Annotated in this window: 21 protein-coding genes; 5 read left to right on the top strand and 16 right to left on the bottom strand. The window is 62.6% G+C overall.

What is annotated here, in order from left to right:
* Positions 1–21 precede the first annotated feature (21 nt).
* The 5 genes from V7S54_RS28305 to speB form a co-directional block, all read right to left on the bottom strand.
* Positions 22–1101 carry an ABC transporter substrate-binding protein gene (locus V7S54_RS28305; RefSeq protein WP_058326474.1) on the bottom strand — a complete coding sequence of 360 codons (1080 nt, stop codon included), beginning with the start codon at positions 1099–1101 and terminating at the stop codon, positions 22–24.
* A gap of 110 nt (positions 1102–1211) precedes the next feature.
* On the bottom strand, positions 1212–1859 hold the full coding sequence (locus V7S54_RS28300; protein ID WP_057249004.1) for an amino acid ABC transporter permease: 648 nt from the start codon (positions 1857–1859) through the stop codon (positions 1212–1214).
* Positions 1856–2524: an amino acid ABC transporter permease gene (locus V7S54_RS28295; RefSeq protein ID WP_065374414.1), complete on the bottom strand. Its 669-nt coding sequence runs from the start codon at positions 2522–2524 to the stop codon at positions 1856–1858. The genes V7S54_RS28300 and V7S54_RS28295 overlap by 4 nt, the downstream gene beginning before the upstream one ends.
* Positions 2525–2585: 61 nt before the next feature.
* Positions 2586–3380 carry a transporter substrate-binding domain-containing protein gene (locus V7S54_RS28290; protein ID WP_065374415.1) on the bottom strand — a complete coding sequence of 265 codons (795 nt, stop codon included), beginning with the start codon at positions 3378–3380 and terminating at the stop codon, positions 2586–2588.
* An 86-nt stretch (positions 3381–3466) separates the two neighbouring features.
* Complete coding sequence (speB, locus tag V7S54_RS28285; protein WP_065374416.1) at positions 3467–4528, bottom strand: agmatinase; 1062 nt, start codon at positions 4526–4528, stop codon at positions 3467–3469.
* A 222-nt stretch (positions 4529–4750) separates the two neighbouring features.
* On the opposite strand from speB, the gene V7S54_RS28280 reads away from it, so the two are divergent.
* Both V7S54_RS28280 and V7S54_RS28275 read left to right on the top strand, forming a co-directional pair.
* Positions 4751–5797 carry a LysR substrate-binding domain-containing protein gene (locus V7S54_RS28280; protein WP_065374471.1) on the top strand — a complete coding sequence of 349 codons (1047 nt, stop codon included), beginning with the start codon at positions 4751–4753 and terminating at the stop codon, positions 5795–5797.
* An 81-nt stretch (positions 5798–5878) separates the two neighbouring features.
* A complete protein-coding gene (locus V7S54_RS28275) occupies positions 5879–7057 on the top strand; it encodes an aminotransferase (RefSeq protein ID WP_065374417.1) in 1179 nt (392 codons plus the stop codon).
* 24 nt (positions 7058–7081) lie between these two features.
* Here the strand turns inward: V7S54_RS28275 and V7S54_RS28270 are convergent, their stop codons facing one another.
* The 7 genes from V7S54_RS28270 to V7S54_RS28240 all read right to left on the bottom strand — a co-directional run bounded on the left by V7S54_RS28270 (position 7082) and on the right by V7S54_RS28240 (position 14290).
* The gene (locus tag V7S54_RS28270) at positions 7082–7969 is read right to left on the bottom strand and encodes a DMT family transporter (protein ID WP_065374418.1); all 888 of its coding nucleotides are present in this window, start codon (positions 7967–7969) and stop codon (positions 7082–7084) included.
* A 157-nt stretch (positions 7970–8126) separates the two neighbouring features.
* Positions 8127–9560, bottom strand: a complete 1434-nt coding sequence (locus V7S54_RS28265) for an aldehyde dehydrogenase family protein (protein ID WP_065374419.1) — start codon at positions 9558–9560, stop codon at positions 8127–8129.
* A gap of 16 nt (positions 9561–9576) precedes the next feature.
* Complete coding sequence (locus V7S54_RS28260; RefSeq protein WP_065374420.1) at positions 9577–10311, bottom strand: MBL fold metallo-hydrolase; 735 nt, start codon at positions 10309–10311, stop codon at positions 9577–9579.
* Positions 10312–10315: 4 nt separating this feature from the next.
* A complete protein-coding gene (locus V7S54_RS28255) occupies positions 10316–11416 on the bottom strand; it encodes an ABC transporter ATP-binding protein (protein ID WP_065374421.1) in 1101 nt (366 codons plus the stop codon).
* Positions 11413–12204, bottom strand: coding sequence for an ABC transporter permease (locus V7S54_RS28250; protein ID WP_065374422.1), 792 nt, complete (start codon positions 12202–12204; stop codon positions 11413–11415). Before V7S54_RS28250 ends, V7S54_RS28255 begins: the two co-directional genes overlap by 4 nt.
* A 2-nt stretch (positions 12205–12206) precedes the next feature.
* Complete coding sequence (locus tag V7S54_RS28245) at positions 12207–13091, bottom strand: ABC transporter permease (protein ID WP_065374423.1); 885 nt, start codon at positions 13089–13091, stop codon at positions 12207–12209.
* Positions 13092–13195: 104 nt separating this feature from the next.
* Positions 13196–14290, bottom strand: a complete 1095-nt coding sequence (locus V7S54_RS28240; protein ID WP_065374472.1) for an ABC transporter substrate-binding protein — start codon at positions 14288–14290, stop codon at positions 13196–13198.
* A gap of 119 nt (positions 14291–14409) precedes the next feature.
* Here V7S54_RS28240 and V7S54_RS28235 point away from each other — a divergent pair, with 119 nt between their 5' ends.
* Together V7S54_RS28235 and V7S54_RS28230 are read left to right on the top strand one after the other, a co-directional pair.
* Entirely contained in the window at positions 14410–15027 is a 618-nt protein-coding gene (locus V7S54_RS28235) for a TetR/AcrR family transcriptional regulator (protein WP_065374424.1), read from the top strand.
* A gap of 55 nt (positions 15028–15082) precedes the next feature.
* Positions 15083–15475 carry a YybH family protein gene (locus V7S54_RS28230; protein ID WP_065374425.1) on the top strand — a complete coding sequence of 131 codons (393 nt, stop codon included), beginning with the start codon at positions 15083–15085 and terminating at the stop codon, positions 15473–15475.
* Between the two features lie 11 nt (positions 15476–15486).
* On the opposite strand, the gene V7S54_RS28225 is transcribed toward V7S54_RS28230, so the two are convergent.
* The 4 genes from V7S54_RS28225 to V7S54_RS28210 all read right to left on the bottom strand — a co-directional run bounded on the left by V7S54_RS28225 (position 15487) and on the right by V7S54_RS28210 (position 19663).
* Entirely contained in the window at positions 15487–15636 is a 150-nt protein-coding gene (locus V7S54_RS28225; RefSeq protein ID WP_034798890.1) for a hypothetical protein, read from the bottom strand.
* A gap of 134 nt (positions 15637–15770) precedes the next feature.
* On the bottom strand, positions 15771–16685 hold the full coding sequence (locus tag V7S54_RS28220) for a transglutaminase-like domain-containing protein (protein ID WP_065374426.1): 915 nt from the start codon (positions 16683–16685) through the stop codon (positions 15771–15773).
* 300 nt (positions 16686–16985) lie between these two features.
* On the bottom strand, positions 16986–18299 hold the full coding sequence (locus V7S54_RS28215; protein WP_065374427.1) for an NAD(P)/FAD-dependent oxidoreductase: 1314 nt from the start codon (positions 18297–18299) through the stop codon (positions 16986–16988).
* A complete protein-coding gene (locus V7S54_RS28210; RefSeq protein WP_065374428.1) occupies positions 18296–19663 on the bottom strand; it encodes a glutamine synthetase family protein in 1368 nt (455 codons plus the stop codon). The genes V7S54_RS28215 and V7S54_RS28210 overlap by 4 nt, the downstream gene beginning before the upstream one ends.
* A gap of 222 nt (positions 19664–19885) precedes the next feature.
* Here V7S54_RS28210 and V7S54_RS28205 point away from each other — a divergent pair, with 222 nt between their 5' ends.
* Positions 19886–20578 (top strand): GntR family transcriptional regulator, encoded by a 693-nt coding sequence (locus tag V7S54_RS28205; protein ID WP_065374429.1) that lies wholly within the window; start codon positions 19886–19888, stop codon positions 20576–20578.
* Positions 20579–20657 lie beyond the last annotated feature (79 nt).

The following is a 20657-nucleotide window of genomic DNA, read 5'->3' as shown; positions in this document are numbered from 1 at the left end:
ATGACCGGAGAGCAGGCAGGATCAGCCGACGATCAGCTCGGTCCACTTCTGGTTCAGCCAATCCGATTTCGTCTGGTAGAGATCGTAGCGCGGAACGATCGGCTCGATGTCGGACGAAACGGCTGCGAATTCCTTGTCGGTGAGATCCGTGACTTCGCGCTTGACGGTCGGCGATGTGCCGACCTTACGCGACAGCGTCGCCTGGATCGAGGGTTGGCACATATAGTCGATGAAGATATGGGCCTCTTCCGACTTCTGCGAGGCGCGCGACAGCGCCCAGCAACCGGAATCCTGAATGCCGCCTTCCTTCGGGAAGGTCGAACGAACAGGATGACCGTCGGCGGCGGCAAGGCCGGTCACGTCGTGATAGTACTGGCCCATCGGGATTTCGCCCGACTTCAGCGACTGTTCGAACTGCGCCTCGTCGCGATACCACAGGCGGACGTTCGGCTTCACTTCGGCAAGCTTGTCGAATGCCTTGAGCAAGCCTTCTTCCGTGTCGAGCGCGTTGGTGCCGCCCATGAAGGTCTTGGCCGTCACTTCGAGCAGGAACGAGTTGGAAACGAGCGCCAGAAGGCCGAGCTTGTCGGCATTCGCCGGATCCCAGAAGGCGGACCAGGAAGTCGGCGCTTCCTTGTAGACGTCGGTGTTGGTCACCAGCGTGATGTACCAGGAGACGGCGCCGATGCCGGCAATGCGGCCGTCCGGATACTTGTTGACGAAGCGATCGAGCAGGTCCGATGCGTTCTTGATCTTCGCCGTATCGATCGGCGTCCAGAGATCGGTCGACTGGCCTTTCAGCATTGCCACCTGCGACATCATCGAGACGTCGGCCGGCGCCTGGCCGGCGCGGGCGGCCTGTTCGAGCTGGACCAGCCAGGCTTCACCGGTCGGTTCGGCGATCGATTCAACCGCGATGCCGGTCGCCTTGGTGAATTCCGGGAAGATGTTCTTGTCGAACGAATCCTTGAAGTAGCCGCCATAGACGCCGACCTTCAGCGACTTGTCCTGCGCCCGCAGGATCGACGGCATCGCCAGCATGGAAGCGCCGGCAAGACCGGCGCCAAGCAGCGTGCGGCGCTTGATGGGAGTGGTGATCATTCTCGTTCTCCTTTTTGTTTCGGCGTTGCCCGCCTCGTTCCCTGTTGTATTTGATTCCTTACATGTTTTCAGTCCGGGGCGCGATCAGGATGCGTCCCAAAATCCGTGGCCTAATGCGCCGGCGCCCTCCGCTCGAGCATGCGCGCATATTGCGTCAGCGGATAACACAGCACGAAGAAGATCACCGCAACCAGGCCATAGACCGTGAAAGGTTCGAAGGTTGCATTATTGATCGCATTGGCGGTTCTGAGAAGCTCCTCGAAGCCGATGATCGAGGTGAGCGCCGTGCTCTTGATCAACTGCACGAGGAAGCCGACGGCGGCCGGTCGGGTAATGGCAAAGGCCTGCGGCAGGATCACGAGGCGCAGTTCCTGAAGCCGATGCAGCCCGAGGCTTGCACCGGCATCCCACTGACCACGCGGCAATGCTTCCACGCCGCCGCGCCAGATCTCGGCAAGATAGGCGCTGGCATAGAAGGTCAGCCCGAGGGCGGCCGCCGTCCAGGGTTCGATGCGGAATCCCAGCATCGGCAGGCCGAAGAACATGAGGAAGAGCTGCATCAGGAGCGGCGTGCCCTGGAAGAGCGCGATGTAGCCCGAACCGAAGCGGCGCAGCCACGGGCGTTCGGAGATGCGGGCCGCTAGGATCGCGAGCCCGACCGCGGCACCGCCGGCGAAGGCGACGGCCGACAGAAGAGCGGTCCAGCGGGTGGCGAAGATCAGGTTGCGCAGGATGTCCCAGAAGGTGAATTCGATCATGACACGCCGGCTCCCAGCACACGCCGGCCGCCGGCAACGAAGAGACGCCGGACGGCCATCGAGAGGGCGAGGTAAATCAGCGTGACGACGAAATAGGTCTCGAACGAGCGGAAGGTACGCGCCTGCAGGAGATCCGCTTCGTGCGCCAGTTCCCGCACCGCGATCTGCGAGACGACCGCCGATTCCAGCATCATGATGATGACCTGGCTGGTGAGCGCCGGGAAGATCACCCTCAGCGCCTGCGGCAGGATGATCTTGATGAAGACCTGTCGCGGTTTCAGCCCGAGCGCAAATGCCGCCTCGCTCTGCCCCTTCGGCACCGCGTCGAGCCCGGCGCCGACGATCTCGGTCGTATAGGCCGCCATGTTGAGCGTCATCGCGACGATTGCCGCGACGATCGGGTCGAGCCGGATGCCGAGGCTCGGCAGGCCGAAGTAGATGAAGAACAGCTGCACCAGGAACGGCGTGTTCCTGACGACTTCGACATAGACGGCCACGGCCTTGCGCAGTACACCGTAACGGCTGCGGCGGGCGGCCGCGAAGAGAATGCTGATCAGGATGCCGAGCACCGTGGTGCAGGCGATCAGGAACACGGTCATGGCCGCGCCATGGGCGATTGCGCCCGCGGCGTCCTTGAGCCAACCGAAGCTGAGGCCGTAGCCCATCGTCGCAACCTTTCCAACAGGTCCGCGAGAAGCAGGGCTCCTCGCGGCCATCAGGCTCTAGTTAGTCCTTGAGGTTGTCGGGGTTGAGCGGCGTCTTCAGCCAGGACTCGGAGCTCGCGTTCAGCTTGCCATCGGCAAGCATCTTGGCGACCACGTCGTTAACCGCCTTCTTCAGGCCATCTTCGTTCTTGTTGAGGCCGATATGCGACGGCGAGGTCAAAAGCTGGAACTTCTGCTCCGGCTTCAGCGCCTCCTGGCGCGCCAGCACCTGGGCGCCGACGTCGTTGCCGACGACCATCAGCTGAGCCTGGCCGGAGATGAAGGCCTGGATCACGGCATTGTAGTTGTCGAAGCGCTGGATGTCGGCGTTGGCGGGAGCCGCCTCGGTGAGCGAGGTGTCTTCGAGCGTGCCGCGGTTGACGGCGATGGTCTTCTCGGCGAGGTCTTCCTTGCCGGCAACCTTCAGTTCGGCCGGACCGATGACGGCGATGTAATAGGGCGCGTAAGCCGCGGCGAAGTCGATCACCTCGGCGCGTTCCTTGGAGAAGCCGACGCTCATCAGGATGTCGACGCGCTTGTCGTTGAGATAGGGAATGCGGTTCTGGCCGGTGACGCTGACGAGGTTGAGCTTGACGCCGAGGTCGTCGGCGATCTGCTGCGCGACGTCGACGTCATAGCCCTTGATGCTCATGTCGGCGCTGGCCGAGGAGAAGGGCGGGAAGTCGGAGAAGATGCCGACATTGATCTGGCCGGCGGACTTGATATCGGCAAGTGCATCAGCCTTGGCGATGCCGGCGGCCGCACCGAGCATCAGGGCGGCAGCGAATGCTGTCTTCAGTTTCGAATGGATCGTCATGGTTATTCCCCTACCCGGAAGCTTTGTGATTGTGCAGTCTGGCGGTCGGCCGCCGTTTCCGGTCCGGCAGCCGACAAACGTTTGTGTCAGGCGGACTTGCCGGTAATGGCCGGGCTATAGACCATCAGGCTCAAGATCTCGAAAAGCACCTGGGCGCCGGCATGGGCCGTGTTGGTCGTCGAATCGTATTGCGGCGCCACTTCGACGACGTCGCCGCCGACGAGATTGATGCCCTTGAGGCCGCGGATCAGTTCCAGCACCTCGCGGGTCGTGAGACCACCCACTTCCGGCGTGCCCGTGCCCGGCGCAAAGCTCGGATCGAGGCTGTCGATGTCGAAGGAGAGATAGGTCGGGCCGTCGCCGACGATCTTCTTCGCCTTTTCGATGATTGCGGGAATGCCGAGGCCTGTGACTTCCTCCGCATGGATGACGGTCATGCCGGACTCGTAGGAGAACTCCCAGAGATATTCGGCCGAGCCGCGAATGCCGATCTGCACGACGCGGGTCGGGTCGAGCACGCCGTCGAGAACGGCGTTGCGGAACGGGCCGCCATGGTGGAACTTGGTGAGGTCGTAGGCGCCGCCGGTGTCGCAATGGGCGTCGATGTGGATCATGCCGACCGGACGCTTCTTGCCGACCGCCTTCAGGATCGGATGGGTGATCGAGTGGTCGCCGCCGACCGAAAGCGGAAGAACGCCGGCATCGACGATCTGGTTGATGCGCTTTTCGATATCCTCATGGCTGAGCTCCAGCCGGTAGCGGCTCTGAAACGGCACGTCGCCGATATCGGCAACACGCAGTTCCTGCACCGGCGTGCAGCCGAGCACATGGTTATAGGGACCGATGCGCTCGATCGAACGCAGCGCCCGCGGTCCAAAGCGGGAGCCCGGGCGGTTGGTGACGCCGAGATCCATGGGGATGCCGACGATCGCCACCTGAAGATTGCCGAAATCCGGGTTTTCCGCATCGACGGGCATATGCGGCGCGGTCAGGAAGGTCGGGATGCCGGAATAGGGAGCAAGGCGCGTGCCGCTCTTGTTGAAGATCTTGTCGGCAACCTTGCGGAAAGTGGGGTCGAAGAGCTCGCCGCCATGGCTTTCGCCGTATTTCGCCTTCAGTTCGGCAAGCTTGTTATCGTCCCAGGCCATCGGTTCAATCCTCCGTCATCCATAGCCCAGGGCATGCGCGCGAGGCGCCACAGATTTTGTCTGCGGATGGGGCCGGCTCGTCCGGCGCAATCATGTTCCCCAGGCTTTTTCGCCTTTGTTGATGATTATTAGGCGGCAATTCCCCTAGAAAATCAATTGACATTGTTATAGCGTTTCGTGTGAGAAAAATTCACATAACAGCAATTGCCGGAACCGCTCGATTTGTCCAGCCGCCTGCCGCCTTTGAACCCTTTGCGCGCCTTCGAAGCGACGGCGCGACGGGGCTCCGTATCGGCTGCCGCGCGTGAGCTGAACGTCACTCACGGTGCGATCAGCCACCAGATCCGCGCGCTTGAACTCTCGGTCAAGGCGGCCCTGTTCGAACGGGGCGGCAAGCGGTTGAAGCTGACGCCGCAGGGCGCGCTGCTGCTGCCGGCCGTCACCCATGCCTTTGCCGAGATCGCCGCGGCGACGGCGGCGATGACGCGTCCGACGACGAGCGGCGAACTGCGCATCACCTGCGTCCCGGCGCTGCTTTCCTTCTGGCTGATCCCGCGGCTGCATCTCTTCACCGAACAGTATCCGGACGTGCGCCTGACGCTGATCGCCTCCAATGACGAGACCTATCTGCATTCGCCCGACGTCGACGTCTGCCTGATCTATGGCGATGGCAACTGGTCGGGCGCCTGGGCCAAGCTCTGGAGCCGGCTGGAACTGTTCCCGGTGGTGAGCCCGACACTGCTCAACATGCGGCCACTGCGCTCTGTGCGGGACCTGCGCGACCACGTGATGCTGCATGGCGACGACGGCCGCGAATGGAACACCTGGCTCGCCGCAGCCGACGCCAGCGACCTGCAGCGCGGGCGGCAGCATTTCATGAGCGACGCGCGGCTTTCGACAGAAGCGGCCTTGCACAATCAGGGTGTGGCGCTGGGCGACACCATCACCGCCGGCAGCCTGATCGCGCGCGGCGAGCTGATTGCGCCATTCGACCTGACCGTGCCCGCCAACGACGCCTTCTTCGTCGCCTGCCGCAACGAGGTGCTGGCGGCCCCGATCGTGCGCATCTTCATCGACTGGATGTTTTCAACGCTCGAAAGCGACCCTATGCCGGAACTGCAGACTTCGGCCCGCACGATTATTCGCAGCCGGGCCTCGAAATTGGAGCCAACAGATCGTAAATCGGGCAAGGACAGCTTTCAGCCGGTCTCGGCGCCGAGCCGCGCCCGCCGCGCCGATCGCCCGCAGAAACGTAAAGCCAAGGCCTGAGGCAGGATGAGGAAAAATGTACGCGGTTTTCCGCCCGCATCATGCTTCAAACCATCGTGATCTAACGCAGGAACACCCGCCATGCCGCATTTCAACCCGCTCGTCGAAAAGCTCTCGCCGCCGCCCGTGCCCTCGGTGTTGGCCTGGGCGAAGTCCTACGACGGCTCCCGTGGCCCGCTGATCGACCTGTCGCAGGCCGTGCCCGGCTATCCCGCGCATCCGGACATGTTGGCCTGGCTTGGCGAGGCTGCCGCCTCCACCGCCTATACCGGCTATGGCGCGATCGAAGGCGAAGCGGTGCTGCGCGAGGCGTATGCCGCCCATGTCGCCGCGCTCTACGATGCTGCGGTCACCGCCGACAACATCCATATCACCTCGGGCTGTAACCAGGCCTTCATCTGCACGGCGATGGCCATTGCCGGCGCAGGCGATACGATCCTGATGACCAACCCCTATTACTTCAACCAGGAAACGACGCTTTCGATGCTCGGCATCAATGTCGAGCTCGTGCCCTGTGACGCCGGCGCTGGCTTCCTGCCCGAGGTCGACGCGATTACTGCAGCGCTTCGCCCCGGCATCCGGGCACTTGCGCTCGTCTCGCCCAACAACCCGACCGGCGCCGTCTATCCGCCGGACCTGCTCGCCCGGATCCACGAGGCCTGCCGCGCCAAGGGCGTCTGGCTGATCCTCGATGAGACCTATCGCGACTTCCTGCCCGACGCGTCCGTCGCGCCGCACGGCCTGTTGGCAAGCGAGGGCTGGCAGGAGAGCTTCATCGGCCTCTACAGCTTCTCCAAGTCCTTCTGCATTCCCGGCCATCGCCTCGGTGCCATCACGGCCGGCCCTGCTGTCATCGAGCAGGTGACGAAGATCATGGACAACCTGCAGATCTGTGCGCCGCGCTCCGCCCAAGCCGCGGTTGCTCGGGCGATTCCAGCGCTCACCGACTGGCGCCAGGCGAACCGCGCCGAGATCGCCGCGCGCGCCGATGCGCTGCGGGACGTCATGAGCCGCCTGCCGAAATGGAAGCTGCAGGCGGTCGGCGCCTATTTCGCCTATGTCCGCCACCCCTTCCCCGATATCGACTCGCAGTTCATCGCCGAGAAGCTGGCAAAGCTCGCCGGCGTCGTCTGCCTACCGGGCGATTATTTCGGCGAAGGCCAGGAGAACTACCTGCGCTTCGCCTTTGCCAATGCGGACGCAGAGACGATCCGCAAGCTCGAAGAGCGGCTGGCAAATTTCACACCGCCCGGTCTCTGATCGGAGCCGTGAAGGCGCGCGGCGTTACCCGCGCCGCGCGATTAAAATGCCAATGAGCACGATCGCCCCACCGATCGCCTGCATCAGGCCGACTGGCTCGGCAAGCAGGATCCAGGCGAGGATCGCCGCCACGACCGGCTGCAAGAGCAGGGTCAGCGAAGAAAAAGCAGGCGGCAGATAGGCGAGCGCATAGGTGATCGCCACCTGCCCGCCGGCATGGCTGACGAAGGCGAGGCCGAACAGCATCGCCCAACCGAAAGCGGTCACCGGAAAGAGCGACTGTTCGAAGAGGGCAGCCATCGGCAGCATGCAGATTGCCGCTGAAGCGGTGCTCCAGATCATGATGCGCACGGTGCCGAACAGGCTGCGTAGCCGACCGATCGCCAAGATGTAACCGGCATAGAACATGGCCGCGACGACGGCGATGCCGTCGCCCAGCAAATTGCCGTCGCCGAGCGCCATCGGTCCGCCCTTCAGGATCACGACGCCCGCGACCGCGGTTGCGAGGCCGATTGCGAAAATGGTGCTGATGCGCGCGCGAAACAAAAGCCAGCTCGCAAGCGTCACGAAGACTGGCGCAAGGTTGGCCAGCAGCGTGGCGTTGGCGACCGAGGTCTTCGTCAGCGCGTAGTGCCAGGCGGCCAGATCGATCGCGAGAAACACACCGGGCAGGATCAGCAGCGCATATTCCGAGAGCTTCTCCGGGCGCCGGTCATTGGCGCCCTCCCCGCGAAACCAGCTCCAGGCGAGAAGCGGGATCAGCGCCAGCGCCACCCGCCAGAAGGCGGTCGCCATCGGCCCCACCTCCGACAGCCGCACGAAGATCGGCGAGCCGCCGATCGCAGCGCCGCCGATCAGAAGCGCCGCCATGGCGACGCGATTGTGGGCCGAGGTATGAGATGCTTGGGTCACGGGAGACATCCGGAAGGGCAGTCGTCGGGGCAGGAGCCGACGAGCTAGCAGATGCGCGGTGCCGACGACAGCCCCTGTATGCCGGTTGCCCGAAAGAAAAACGGCCGCCGCAGGATGCGACGGCCGGCTTTCAATGCTTGGCGTTCTGCGTCGCGGCTCAGGCAGCGTCCGGAACGTGCACGGTCTTCACTTCGAGAAAGTCTTCAAGACCGAACATGCCGCCCTCACGACCATTGCCCGACTGCTTGTAGCCGCCGAAGGGGCTGCCATAGCGGTGCGGACCGCCGTTGATATGCACCATGCCGGCGCGAAGGCGAGCTGCGACGCGCTCCGCTCGTTTCGGGTCACCCGTCTGCACATAGGCTGCAAGGCCGTAATTGGTGTCATTGGCAACGGCGATCGCTTCCTCCTCAGTGTCGAAGGGGATAATCGCAAGCACCGGACCGAAGACCTCTTCGCGGGCAATGCGCATGTCGTTGTTGACGTCGGCAAAGATCGTCGGCTTGACGAAGTAGCCTGTCTCGAACCCCTCGGGCTTGCCGGCACCGCCGACGAGCAGACGCGCGCCTTCGGCAATGCCCGCCTCGATCAGCGCCTGCACCCGGCCGAACTGGACGTGGCTGACGAGCGGACCGATATGGCTGCCTTCCTGCGTCGGGTCACCGACCTTCGCCTCGCGGCCGACGCGCTTGGCGATCTCGACCACCTGGTCGTAGACGCTGCGCTCCACCAGCATGCGGGTCGGCGCGTCGCAGGACTGGCCGGAATTGTTGAAGCATTCGAGCACGCTGCCGGTGACGCGGTCTTCGAGATCGGCATCGGCAAAGACGATGTTCGGCGACTTGCCGCCAAGCTCCAGCGTCACGCGCTTGACGGTCTCGGCCGCATCCTTGCTGACGGCGATGCCGGCGCGCGTCGACCCGGTAAACGACATCATGTCGATGTCGCGGTGCTTGGAAAGGGCAGCGCCCGCATTGATGCCGTCGCCGTTGACGAGGTTGAAGACGCCCGCGGGGAAGCCCGCCTCATCGATCATCTCGGCATAGAGCATGGCGTTGAGCGGCGTGAATTCGCTCGGCTTCAGGACGCAGGTCGAACCGGTCGCAAGCGCCGGCACAACTTTCAGTGCGATCTGGTTGATCGGCCAGTTCCAGGGCGTGATCAGGCCGCAGACGCCGATCGGCTCGCGCAGGATCACGTCGCCGTTCGGCAGCCGGTCGCGGCTCTTCAGGCGCTTCAGCGCGTCGATGAAGCCCTGGAGATGACCGACGCCGACATCGGCCTGCTGCTCTCGGGTCATGGTCTTTGGCGCACCAAGTTCCATGGTGATGGTGTCGACCATCTCGTCGTAGCGGCGCTTATAGACGCTAAGCAGCTTTTCGAGCAGCGCCAGCCGCTCCTCGACGCTGGTCAGGCTATAGGTGGCAAAGGCCTTCTTGGCGGCGGCGACGGCCCGGTCGATATCTTCGGCCGTTCCCATCGAGATCACCGCTACAGGCTTCTCCGTCGCCGGGTTCAGGACCTCGAGATCGTTGGCGACGATGGGATCCACCCATGTGCCGTTGATGTAGAACTTACGTTTGTCGAGCATTCGCTCCTCCTTCCCGTCAGTTTGTCTTTTGTTTTTCAGCAAGCCAATTGCGGATTAGCGCTCGATAGCGCTCACCCGAAAAGCTCGGAAAATGTCCGCCGTGAACGATACGCGCGGGTATCGTGAGCAGCCGTTCCATCGACGCCAGGTAGTCGTCGGCATTGGAATGATAGGTGTCCTCGATCAGCGGACCATCGTAGAGGATGTCGCCGGAGAACAGGATACCGGTCTTTGCCTCGAAGAGTGCGATACCGCCGGGCGAATGGCCGGGCGTATGGATCACCTCGAAGACCCGGTCGCCGAGATCGATATGGTCGCCATCCTCCAGCAGCCGCGTCGCCGGTGCCGCCTTCACCGCATAGGTGGTGGAGGCATAGGGCTCAGGCGGCAGCGCGTCGAAGATTTCGTCAGCGACGTAAGGATCGGCCAGCGTGTTCTTGCGCGTCGGGTGCGCCAGAAGTTCCGCCTCGGCAACGTGCACACAGCGGCAGGCAAACTCATGATGGCAGCCGATATGATCGAAATGGGTGTGGCTTGCGACGGCATCCAAGGCGCGCTCGGTCACCACCGGCACCCATTCCCTGAGCGACACGACGCCCATGCCGCTATCAACAAGCATGTCGCGGTCGCGTCCGCGCACATGCCAGATGTTGCAGCGATAGAATTCCTGGATATAGGGCTCATCGATGGCGGTGACATCGTCGTCGAGCCGCCGCACGCGATACCAGTCCTGAGGTGCAATTCTCTGCATGGTGTTACGCGTGTCCGCCAGTCGCGGGCAAGGCTACGACGTCGGCTGCGCGTACCGCAAGTGGCACGATCTCGCCTTCGCGCACGCTGGCAGATTGCGGCAGATGCGCCACCAGCGCCCTGGTGTCCGTGGCACAGGGTTGCAGATGGCAGCGATAATGCGTGCCGAAGAAGGCACTGCCGGCAACGCGTGCCTCGCCGAGCGCCACCGTCGGTCCTTCCGCCTTGTCATCGGCGCGGAAATGTTCCGGTCGGATGGTGAGGGTGATGCGGTCGCCCGCCTTCGGCGAGGATGCGGTGAAATTCTGAGCAGGCAGTGCCAGGCTGCCAAGCGCGGTCTCGACCCGGGCGGAACTCGCGTCCGCCGCCGCGACGCGACCGGAGACGAAATTGACTTCGCCCATGAAGCCCGCCGAAAACAGCGAGCGCGGCCGCATGTAGATCTCCGACGGCGGACCGAAATCCTCGATCCGCCCCTGGTTCATCACCACGATGCGATCGGCGATCGCCATCGCCTCCTCCTGGTCGTGGGTCACATGCACGAAGGTCGTGCCCACCCGCTTCTGGATCGCCTTCAGTTCATCCTGCATCTGGCGGCGGAGCTTGAGATCCAGCGCGCCGAGTGGTTCATCGAGCAGAAGTACATCCGGATCGACGGCCAGTGCACGGGCAAGTGCCACGCGCTGGCGTTGGCCGCCGGAAAGCTCATGCGGCCGCTTGCCGGCCGATGCCTTCAGACCGACCAGATCGAGGAAACCGAGCGCCTTTTCGTCGCGCTCGGCCTTACCAAGGCCGCGCATCCTGAGCCCGAAGCCGACATTGTCGACGAGGCGCATATGCGGAAACAGCGCGTAGTCCTGGAACATCGTCGTCGTCGGGCGCTTGGCCGGCGCCACATAGGTCATGTCCTGCCCGGCGATCGTCACGCGGCCCGCGCTTGGCGACTGAAAGCCACCGAGGATCGAGAGCAGCGTGGTCTTGCCGCAGCCCGACGGCCCGAGCAACACGATGAACTCGCCCGCCCGGATATCCAGCGACACGTTGTCCAGCGCCGTGAAGGCACCGAAGATCTTGCTGACGTTTTCGATCGTGACGGAAGCGGTCATTGTTTTTTCGTCCTTCCGAACAGGGAAAGCTCAAGGATCAGGAGCACGGCGACAGAGGCCAGGAACACCAGCGAGCCGATGGCATTGGTCTTGGGGTTGAGGCCGGAGCGCAGCATGCTCCAGATCTCGACCGGCAGCGTCACATCGAAGCGCGACAGCAGGAAGGCGATGATGAATTCGTCCCAGCTGAAGGTGACAGAGAGGAAGAAGGCAGCGAGGATCGACGGCATCAGCATCGGTGCGGTCACCAACGCCATCACCTTGAAATCGTTGGCGCCGAGATCACGCGCTGCTCGCTCGATATTGATGTGATGATCGCCCATCGAGGCATAGATGATGGCAAAGCAGAGCGGCAGGTTGATCACCACATGACCGATCCCGACCGTCATCAGCGACAAGGGAACGTGCAGTGCATTGAGCAGTGACAGCAACCCAAGCGCGATGATCAGGTAGCTGACCGTCATGGGCGCGATCAGCAAGCCGCGCTGCAGCGCCGATCCCGGCAGCTTGTAGCGCGCCAGCGCATAGGCCGCGAGGAAGCCGAGCAGCACCGAGATGACCGAGGAGACGAGCGCCACAATCATCGAGTTGCCGAGCGCTGCCATCAGCTTGCGGTCGGCGAAAACCGCCTCGTACCATTGCAGCGAAAAGCCGTTGAAGGGCGGCACCGGCAGGCGGCCATCCTGGAACGAGAACAGCACCAGCACGGCGACCGGCAGGAAGATGAAGGCGTAGACGAGGACGAGATAGGTCCACGAGAGGACGCTTGCTGAGATCTGGCGCAGCATCGTCAGGCCCTCTCGATCTTCAGCCAACGGGCGCAGAGCACGTAGGCGACGGTGACCGCGAGCATCAGCACGATCGACAGCGCCGCCGCCATCGGGAAATCCGCCCTGCGCCCGAGCTGCAGCATGATGATCTGTGGCAGCACCAACTCGTTGTTGCCGCCGAGAATCTGCGGCGTGACATAGTCGCCGATGCAGAGAACGAAGGTGAGGAAAGCGCCGGTCATGATGCCAGGCAGTGTCAGCGGCAGCACCACGTGCCAGAAGGTCTGGAAGGCATTGGCGCCGAGGTCGGCGGCAGCGCGGCGGTAGTTCGGCGACAGCTGGATCAGGTTCGAATAGATCGTCAGCGTCAAAAGCATGACGAAGAAATGCACGAAGCCGATCACTGTCGCCGTGCGGGTGCTCGCAAGCTCCAGCGGCTCGGAAATCAAACCGATGCTCATGAACATCTGGTTGATCACGCCGTTCTTCGAGAGCACCAGCAGCCAGGAATAGGAGCGCACGACGTAGGAGGTCCAGAATGGCAGGATGGCCAGGATCAGCGCCATGCGCTGCAGCCGCTTCGGCACGCGTTCGGCGATGATCCAGGCCAGCGGATAGGCAAGCAGCACGGAGATCACCGTCACGATGATGGTGATCTCCAGCGAGTTGATAAGCCCCTGGAACAGCGCGTTCTCGGAAAAGAAGCGTGCGTAGTTGTCGAAGTTCCAGACGCGGACGAGGTCCCGACCTTCCCGCTTCCAGAGGCTCATGGCGGCCATGAAGGCGAAGGGCACGACGAAGAAAGCGACGGTCCAAAGCAGCGCCAGTGCAACGAAACCCCAGGCCTTGCGCCGGTCCGCGTCTTCGAGCGCTGTCGCTGTTGTCAAGGTACCGGCGTCTGCCATGGCTATCCCTGGGCTCAAGGGTTGCGGGCATGGTTTGCCCTTGTGCCGCCGCCAAGGCGGCGGTGATCAGGCGAACGCGATGTCGATCGCGTCCGCCCTTGTCATTACTGCTGCAGCATCTCCGTCCAGGCATCCTGGAACTGCTGGTCGAGTTCGGCCGACGGGATCGGGTAGAGCTGGGTTTTCTTCAGGTATTCGGCCTGCTCGTTGAAGCGCAGCGCCGTCTTCTGCTGGTCGTTCAGGAATTCGCCCGCCTTGGCGTTGGCCGGCATCGCCCAGTAGCAGGACGAGGTCGCAAGCCGCGCCTGGCCCTCCGGACTCAAGATGTATTGAACGAATTTCAGCGCCAGATCCTGCTTGGTCGAATCCTTCATGACGCCGATCGACTGCGCCCAGCGCACGGCGCCCTGCTCGGGAATGGTCCAGTCGAGGCTCGGCTTGTCGGCGGAAAGAACCGCGGTGATCCATTCGCCGCCGCCGACGAGGATATCGACTTCGCCGGTCGCAAGCGCCGTCTGCGAGGAGACGACGTCGCTCACCTGCTTCGAGGCCGCACGCATCGCCGCGAGCTTTTCCTTGATCGCCGGCATGTCCGCTTCGGTAAGTTCGGAGGTCTTCTTGCCGAGGCCGAGGCCGACAAGGCCGATCATCGGCAGATAGTAGTCATAGAGCGCGATGCGGCCCTTGTACTTGTCCGACCAGATGACCGACAGGTCCTGCATGTCCTTCGGGTCGACCTTGGTCTTGTCGTAGGAAATCGTGTTGTAGCCGAACTTCTCGGTGACGGCGTAGGTCTTGCCGTCCTTGGTGTTGTTCGCCTCCATGCGCACTTCCGGAAAGATGTCGGCGGTCGGCAGCGCATCGGCGGGCATTTCGGCGAGAAGATCGAGATCGATGGCGCGGTGAACGTCGACGCCGTCGATGACGAGCACGTCCCAGTCGCCGGGCTGCGATTGGTCGAGGATCGAGAGCCCTGCCCCAGTGCCCTCATAGACCTTGACGTTGACCTTGACGTCATTGGCCTTCTCGAACGGCTCGAGCAGCGCCGGATCGGTGTGGTCGCACCAGACGAGCGCATTGAGCTCTTCTTGAGCAAAGACCGGCGCCGGGGCTGCGACCGTCGACAGCGCCGCAATCGCGATGGCGGCGGTGGAGGAGAAAAAACGGCGCAGGCGCGCACCGTCACGAACTGACTGCATCATGCTGTTGCCCTCATGGTTTTGACGCTCGTTTCGGCGTCTTCAAAAAAAGATTGAATGAATTCATTTTTTAAGTCAATCTCAATTTTGAACCAATTCATAATTCGGGGAAACACCAGATGACGGGACTGCGCGCACGGCAAAAAGCCGATAGGAACCGGCGGATTCTTGACGCCGCCGCCGTGCTCTTTCGCGAAGTCGGCTATGACAGCGCGCGCATCGAGGACATCGCCGAGCGCGCCGAAATCTCGGTTGGAACCTTCTATAATTACTACGAAAACAAGGGCGACATCCTGCTTGCCACCGTGTCGATGGAAGTCGAGGAAGTGCTCACTGCCGGCCGGACGATCGTCGACAATCCGCCGCTCTCCGTGATGGGCGCATTGGACGCGCTGATCGGCGAATATTACGACCACTCGCTCTTCTATCTCAGCAAGGAGATGTGGCGCACCGCCATGGCGATCGCCATCCAGCAGCCGGAAAGTCCGTTCAGCAAGCGCTATACGGAACTCGACCGCCGGCTCTGCGATCAGATATCGACCCTTATCCTCAAGCTGAAGGCCAAGGGCGTCGTTGCGCTCGATATCGACGCCGAAGCGGTTGGCGAGATGTTCTTCAACAATCTCAACATGATGTTCACCGAATTCGCCAAGCGAGAGACGATGTCGCTTGACGATCTGAAGGCTCGCGTTTCCCGCCAGAACCGGCCGCTCGCGACACTGATCGCGGCCCGCTGACCATCACAAAAACACGACCGGAGCAAATCTGCGCCCGGATAAAAGAGGAAACACGATGCAGGATCTCGAACAGTCGGTGCTTTCGGCCGCCGACCGGCTGGTTGCCGCCTTCGCGCGGCACGACCGCGCTTCCTATTTTTCGGCTTTCGCGCCGGATGCCACCTTCATCTTCCACACGCTGGAGCAGCCGCTTCTGAGCCGCGCCGCCTACGAGGCGGAATGGGCGCTATGGGAGGAACGGGACGGTTTTCGGGTGCGCGGCTGCCGATCGAGCGAACGTCATGTCCAGGCGGTGGGTGATGTCGCGGTCTTCACGCACCGCGTCGAGACCGAACTGGAATTCAATGGCGAGCCGGCCAAAGCGGACGAGCGGGAGACGATCGTGTTCCGGCGGGCATCGTCAGGCGATTGGATCGCCGTGCACGAACATCTGTCGCGCCAGAGCTGAATCGAGAAAGATCAGAAAGCGCCCACGACGACGGCGCTGACGAAGGAGAATGCGGCCACGATCGCAATTGCGTGGGGAACGAGATGAACATGTGAGCGGCGTTGCGGTGTGGTCCCGTAGAGTGCGTAGCGGGACTGGATCATCGGTTTCGCTGCGTTCATCGCGTCTCTCCGTTCCTGCGAGGGCCATGGCCCATCGACTGTCTTGTTCTCCTATATTCTCGATTGAGTTTATAGATATCATTTTCCGCTAAATGCGCATGTCGTAAAAAATCGGTTCGGCGAAACCGCCGTCGTCAATGCCGATTGCGGTCACGTTCCTGCAGATGCTTCGACCAGGTTTCGCTGAACCACGGATTCAGCAACGAAACATCGGAGCCGTGATGCGAGCGCGTGAGCGCACTGTCGGTCTCGACACAGGTCCAGACGGTGAAGGCCGTCAGTTCGTGTTTGCCGAAAGTCTGGATCAGCGGAATGTCGGCCGCGTCACGGCCGCGAGCGACCGCGATCCGTCCTGCCCGTCGCTGATTGTTCTTGGCGTCGAACGTATGCCAGCGATCTCCAAGAAAGACTTCAAACCACGCGTTGAAATCCATCGGCGCCGGACGATCGCTCTTCGGGATGTCGGCCATGTAGCCGTTCACATAGCGCGCCGGCATGTTCATGCAGCGGCAGAAGGTGATCGCCAGATGCGCATAGTCGCGGCTGACGCCAACGCGATCCTCATGGGCTTCGAGCGCGGTGCGCATCGCCTGGGCATAGCCGTAGCTGAAGACCAGGCGCTCATGCACATAGTCGCAAATCGCCTGCACGCGCTGCCAACCGGCAGGCACATCTCCGAACAGCCGCCACGCGAGCGCACCGAGCCGATCGGTTTCGCAGTAACGGCTGGCCGCGAGATAGGGTAGCCAAGCGGCCGGCAGACTTTCGACCGGCACAGCATCCGCCAGCGGATCGGAGGCATCGAGCCTGCCGTCATCCTCGATCACCGCGTCATAGGAGAGCTTGAAGTCGCCTTCGGGCACGGTCATCCGCATGCATGTGTTGCCATGCGGATCGGTGATCTGCTCCATCTTCACTAGCGGCGAAGACACCGGCCCATGTTCGCGCCGAAGAGTTGCGCGCCGTTCCGGCACGACGGAAAGATAGGTCATCATCGGGGTCGGCTGCGGGCAACGAATGCCGATTTCATAGCCAAAGCGCACGAACATCTCGAGGCCTCCCAGGAAATCAATCGGGAGTCATATGCTCCCCGCCTGCCTTGCCCGCAGAAATGCGGGCCCTCCTTGGTATCCGTTTGCATGCGAACGCCGCTCCCACGGACTGGCCGCATGCCAGAGATGCAACCGGCCCTTCGAACGGGCGAGCCGATGCCACATAGGATTAATACTAGCGCATCAGCCGCCAAGGCGGAATTACACTCCGCGGGAAATCGACCATTCGACTCGCGCACAAGAGGCGTGGCCTGTCTCCACGGCGAGCCACCCCAAAGGCAAGCATCGGTGTTTTTTCTACAATCCGACCGCGTCCTTGAACTGGTACCACCAGGAACCGATCGTCGAATATTGGGCGCGGAACATGCGCCCGCCCGGGAACGGATACCAGGGCAGCTTTTCGAAGACGTCGTAGCGCGTGGTATCGCCGTCGATCGCCTCGGCGAGCGTACGGCCGAAGAGATGCGATCCGGTCACCCCATGGCCGCTGTAGCCGTGGGCGAAATAGGTGTTGGAGCCGATCCGGCCCATCTGCGGCACGCGCGTGAAGGAGAGTGCGAAATTGCCGCTCCAGGCATAGTCGATCTTCACGCCCTTGAGCTCAGGGAACACCTTTTCGAGATTGGGCTTCAGCTTGGCGACCACGTCGGCCGGATCGGTGCCGCCATAGACGGTGCCGCCGCCGAAGATCATCCGCTTGTCGGCCGACAGGCGGAAATAGTCGAGGATGTAACGCACGTCCTCGACGCACATGTCGCTCGGGATCAGCGAGTGCGCCAACTCCTCGCCGAGCGGCGCCGTCGTGATCATCTGCGTCGAGACAGGCATGACGCGCGAGACGAGCTTCGGCACCGCATCGCCGAGATAGGCGTTACCGCAGAGAACGACGATGCGCGCCGACACCTCGCCGCCTTCGGTATAGACGGTCGGCCGCGCCGCCTCGTGATCGACCCGCGTTACGGGCGACTGTTCAAAAATGGTCCCACCGATGCTTTCGAGCGCGCGCGCCTCGCCGAGCACAAGATTGAGCGGATGCATGTGGCCGCCGGTCGTGTCGAGCATGCCGCCGCAATAGGCATCCGACTTGACGAGCTTGGCAAGCGCGTCACGATCGAGAAGCTGGTGGTCGTCCATGCCGTACTTGCGCCACAGCGCCTGCTTGGCTTCGAGTTCCTTCATGTGCGCCGGCGTATAGGCGGCGTAGATGTTGCCCGGCTTCAGGTCGCAGTCGATCTGGTACTGGCTGACGAGGCGGCGGATGATCTTGCCACCCTCCTGCACCAGCCCGCCGATGAAACGCGCGGCATCGTCGCCATAGCGGCGCTGGATCGTTGCGAGGCTGGCATTGAGACCGTTGACCACCTGACCGCCGTTGCGACCCGAGGCCCCCCAGCCGACCTGGGCGCCTTCGACGACAACCACCTTGTAGCCTTTTTCCGCAAGGTGGATCGCCGTCGACAGGCCGGAGTAACCGGCACCGACGACGCAGACGTCGGTCTCGACCCGGCCTTCAAGTCGGACCGGCGTGCGGATGATGTTGCGGGAAGCGGCGTAATAGCTGGTCGGGTAGCTGCCGTCGCCGGCATAGGAGTTCTGTTTCGTGAGCATCAGACAATTTCCAGATAGGCGCTGAATTCGTAATCCGTGACCTGCTCGGCAAAGCCTGCAATCTCCTGGCGTTTGCAGGCGATCAGCATCGAGCGCAGCACGGGATCGAAAATTTCGGCGGCAATCGGTCCTGCCTCGAAGCTATCGACCGCTTGCCCCCATTCAGAGGGAATTTTGGGCAGTTTCTCCGCTGCATAGGCCCGACCCGAAACCGGCGCCGGTGGCTTCCACTTGTTGCGGATGCCGACGAGGGCAGCGCCAAGGATCGCGGCAATGACGAGATAGGGATTGGCATCCGCTCCTGCGACGCGATGCTCGATGCGGCGCGCGGCCGGATTGCCGCCTGGAATGCGAATTGCCGAGGTGCGGTTCTCATAGCCCCAGCAGACGGCGGTCGGCGCATGCGTGTCCGGCCTGAGCCGCCGATAGGAGTTGAAATGCGGCGCAAACAGCAGCGTCGTCTCAGCCATGCCGCGCAGGAGGCCGGCAACGGCGTTCTTCAGCATGGGCGAGCCTTCGTCGCTGCCGTCGTTGAAGACGTTGTTGCCCTCCTCGTCGAGCAGGCTGAAATGGATATGCATACCGTTGCCCGACCGTGTGCCGTAGGGCTTGGCCATGAAGGTCGCCGCAAGCCCATGCTTGCGCGCGACACCCTTGACGATGCGCTTGAAGAAGATGGCGTCGTCAGCCGCCTTCAGCGGGTCGTCGGTGTGCAGCAGGTTGATCTCGAACTGGCCGATGCCGTTTTCGGCGATCGCCGCGTCCGCCGGCACGTTCTGCCGGGCGCATTCCTTGTAGACGTCCGAGAAGAACTCGCCGAAATCGTCGAGCTCGTCGATCGAGAGGATCGCGTCGGAATCGAGGCGCTTGCCGGTATAGGGCGAGATCGGCGGCACCGCGCTGTCGGGCTCCGGATCGATCAGGTAGAACTCCAGCTCGGTGGCGACGACAGGGCGAAGACCGAGTTCCTGGTATTCGCGTACGACCGCCGCTAAGGCCTGGCGCGGATCGGCGAGGAACGGCTTGCCGTCCTCGAGCTGCAGCCAGAGCGGCACCAGCGCGCTCGGCCGCGAGGTCCAGTTGACCGGCAGCGCGCCGCGGCCGGTGACGCCGCAGATACCGTCGCGGTCGCCGCTGGCGAACACCTGCTCGCTGTTGATGATATCCTCGCCCCAGACATCGACCCCGACGATCGAGAGCGGCATGCGGATGCCGCCGCCGAGCACCTTGCCCGCCTGCTCCACCGGCACGCGCTTGCCACGCATGATGCCGTTGAGGTCGCAGACGACGGCCTGGATGCTTTCGATTGGCCCATTCTGCTCGAGCCATGCCTTGAATGCGCTGGGGTCTTCCGCGTCGAGCGACATATCGCAAATCTCTTTTTGTGATCACATTTTCGGAAAGTTGACATAATTCAGGAATTGGAGTCAAGCATGAGCGATGCTATCAGGCGTTTGAGGTAGAGCGGGATGCGGAAAAGTGTATGCGGATTTCAGCCCGCATTCGCTCGCACCTATGAGTAACGATCACGATGTAACTGGTCGGATCGACCCGAAATCATCGTGATTTGGGCAGAAGGACATGCGCACTTGAAATCCCTTGTTTTGCCGCCCCTTGCACGACCAGAGGGCATGACCACGCATGATTACGCCTTCAACCGACTGCGCCAGGCAATCATGGTCGGCGCCTTTCGCCCCGGCACGTCCGTCACCATCCGAGGCCTCGCCGAAGCGCTCGAAAGCAGCCCGACGCCGGTGCGTGAGGCGCTGCGTCAGCTCACCTCCATCGGCGCGCTGCAGTTCCTCGAAAATCGCCGCATCGTCGTGCCGCAGATCACACCCGCTCGTTTCGAAGAGCTGATCTCGCTCCGCATCCCACTCGAAAGCCATGCCGCACGCCGGGCTGTCGCCCATCTTTCCGAGCGCCAGATTGAGCAGATCGCCGCCATCGATGACAGCATCGAGATGGAAATCCGGAGGGGAGACAAGGTGGCGGCGCTGATCGCCAACCAGGCGTTTCATCGCATGATCTACACCGCCAATCCCGACCCGGTCGCCATGCCGCTGATCGAAAGCGTGTGGCTGCAACTCGGGCCTATCCTCGGCATCGCCATGGAACACGTCACCGAGCTCTATGTGGTCGACCGCCACCGCGAGGCCATCGATGCCCTCAGGCGGCGCGACGAGGAGGCCGTCGCCGATGCGATCGCCGCCGACATCCGGGAGGGGATCGGCGGCTTCGACCAGCAGGCGGTCGCGCGCCTTCTGCGGTTGGCTGCCTGACTCGATGATAAGCTACGGCTCCACAAATTTTAGTGTGACTAAAATTCCGTATTGACAACGCTCGGGCACGGCACCAATG

Origin of the sequence: Ensifer sp. CCNWLY38 (genome assembly GCF_037120565.1) — a bacterium.
Lineage (GTDB): Bacteria > Pseudomonadota > Alphaproteobacteria > Rhizobiales > Rhizobiaceae > Ensifer > Ensifer adhaerens_H.
This window is presented reverse-complemented; position numbering and strand designations above follow the sequence as displayed.

Excerpts from the sequence above, each read along its gene's own strand:
- speB (WP_065374416.1), bottom strand. The coding sequence starts at position 4,528 with ATGGCCTGGGACGATAACAAGCTTGCCGAACTGAAGGCGAAATACGGC.
- V7S54_RS28230 (WP_065374425.1), top strand. The coding sequence starts at position 15,083 with ATGCAGGATCTCGAACAGTCGGTGCTTTCGGCCGCCGACCGGCTGGTT.
- V7S54_RS28275 (WP_065374417.1), top strand. The coding sequence starts at position 5,879 with ATGCCGCATTTCAACCCGCTCGTCGAAAAGCTCTCGCCGCCGCCCGTG.
- V7S54_RS28240 (WP_065374472.1), bottom strand. The coding sequence starts at position 14,290 with ATGCAGTCAGTTCGTGACGGTGCGCGCCTGCGCCGTTTTTTCTCCTCC.
- V7S54_RS28300 (WP_057249004.1), bottom strand. The coding sequence starts at position 1,859 with ATGATCGAATTCACCTTCTGGGACATCCTGCGCAACCTGATCTTCGCC.
- V7S54_RS28220 (WP_065374426.1), bottom strand. The coding sequence starts at position 16,685 with ATGTTCGTGCGCTTTGGCTATGAAATCGGCATTCGTTGCCCGCAGCCG.
- V7S54_RS28235 (WP_065374424.1), top strand. The coding sequence starts at position 14,410 with ATGACGGGACTGCGCGCACGGCAAAAAGCCGATAGGAACCGGCGGATT.
- V7S54_RS28245 (WP_065374423.1), bottom strand. The coding sequence starts at position 13,091 with ATGGCAGACGCCGGTACCTTGACAACAGCGACAGCGCTCGAAGACGCG.
- V7S54_RS28250 (WP_065374422.1), bottom strand. The coding sequence starts at position 12,204 with ATGCTGCGCCAGATCTCAGCAAGCGTCCTCTCGTGGACCTATCTCGTC.
- V7S54_RS28305 (WP_058326474.1), bottom strand. The coding sequence starts at position 1,101 with ATGATCACCACTCCCATCAAGCGCCGCACGCTGCTTGGCGCCGGTCTT.
- V7S54_RS28255 (WP_065374421.1), bottom strand. The coding sequence starts at position 11,416 with ATGACCGCTTCCGTCACGATCGAAAACGTCAGCAAGATCTTCGGTGCC.
- V7S54_RS28265 (WP_065374419.1), bottom strand. The coding sequence starts at position 9,560 with ATGCTCGACAAACGTAAGTTCTACATCAACGGCACATGGGTGGATCCC.
- V7S54_RS28295 (WP_065374414.1), bottom strand. The coding sequence starts at position 2,524 with ATGGGCTACGGCCTCAGCTTCGGTTGGCTCAAGGACGCCGCGGGCGCA.
- V7S54_RS28260 (WP_065374420.1), bottom strand. The coding sequence starts at position 10,311 with ATGCAGAGAATTGCACCTCAGGACTGGTATCGCGTGCGGCGGCTCGAC.
- V7S54_RS28290 (WP_065374415.1), bottom strand. The coding sequence starts at position 3,380 with ATGACGATCCATTCGAAACTGAAGACAGCATTCGCTGCCGCCCTGATG.
- V7S54_RS28210 (WP_065374428.1), bottom strand. The coding sequence starts at position 19,663 with ATGTCGCTCGACGCGGAAGACCCCAGCGCATTCAAGGCATGGCTCGAG.
- V7S54_RS28225 (WP_034798890.1), bottom strand. The coding sequence starts at position 15,636 with ATGAACGCAGCGAAACCGATGATCCAGTCCCGCTACGCACTCTACGGG.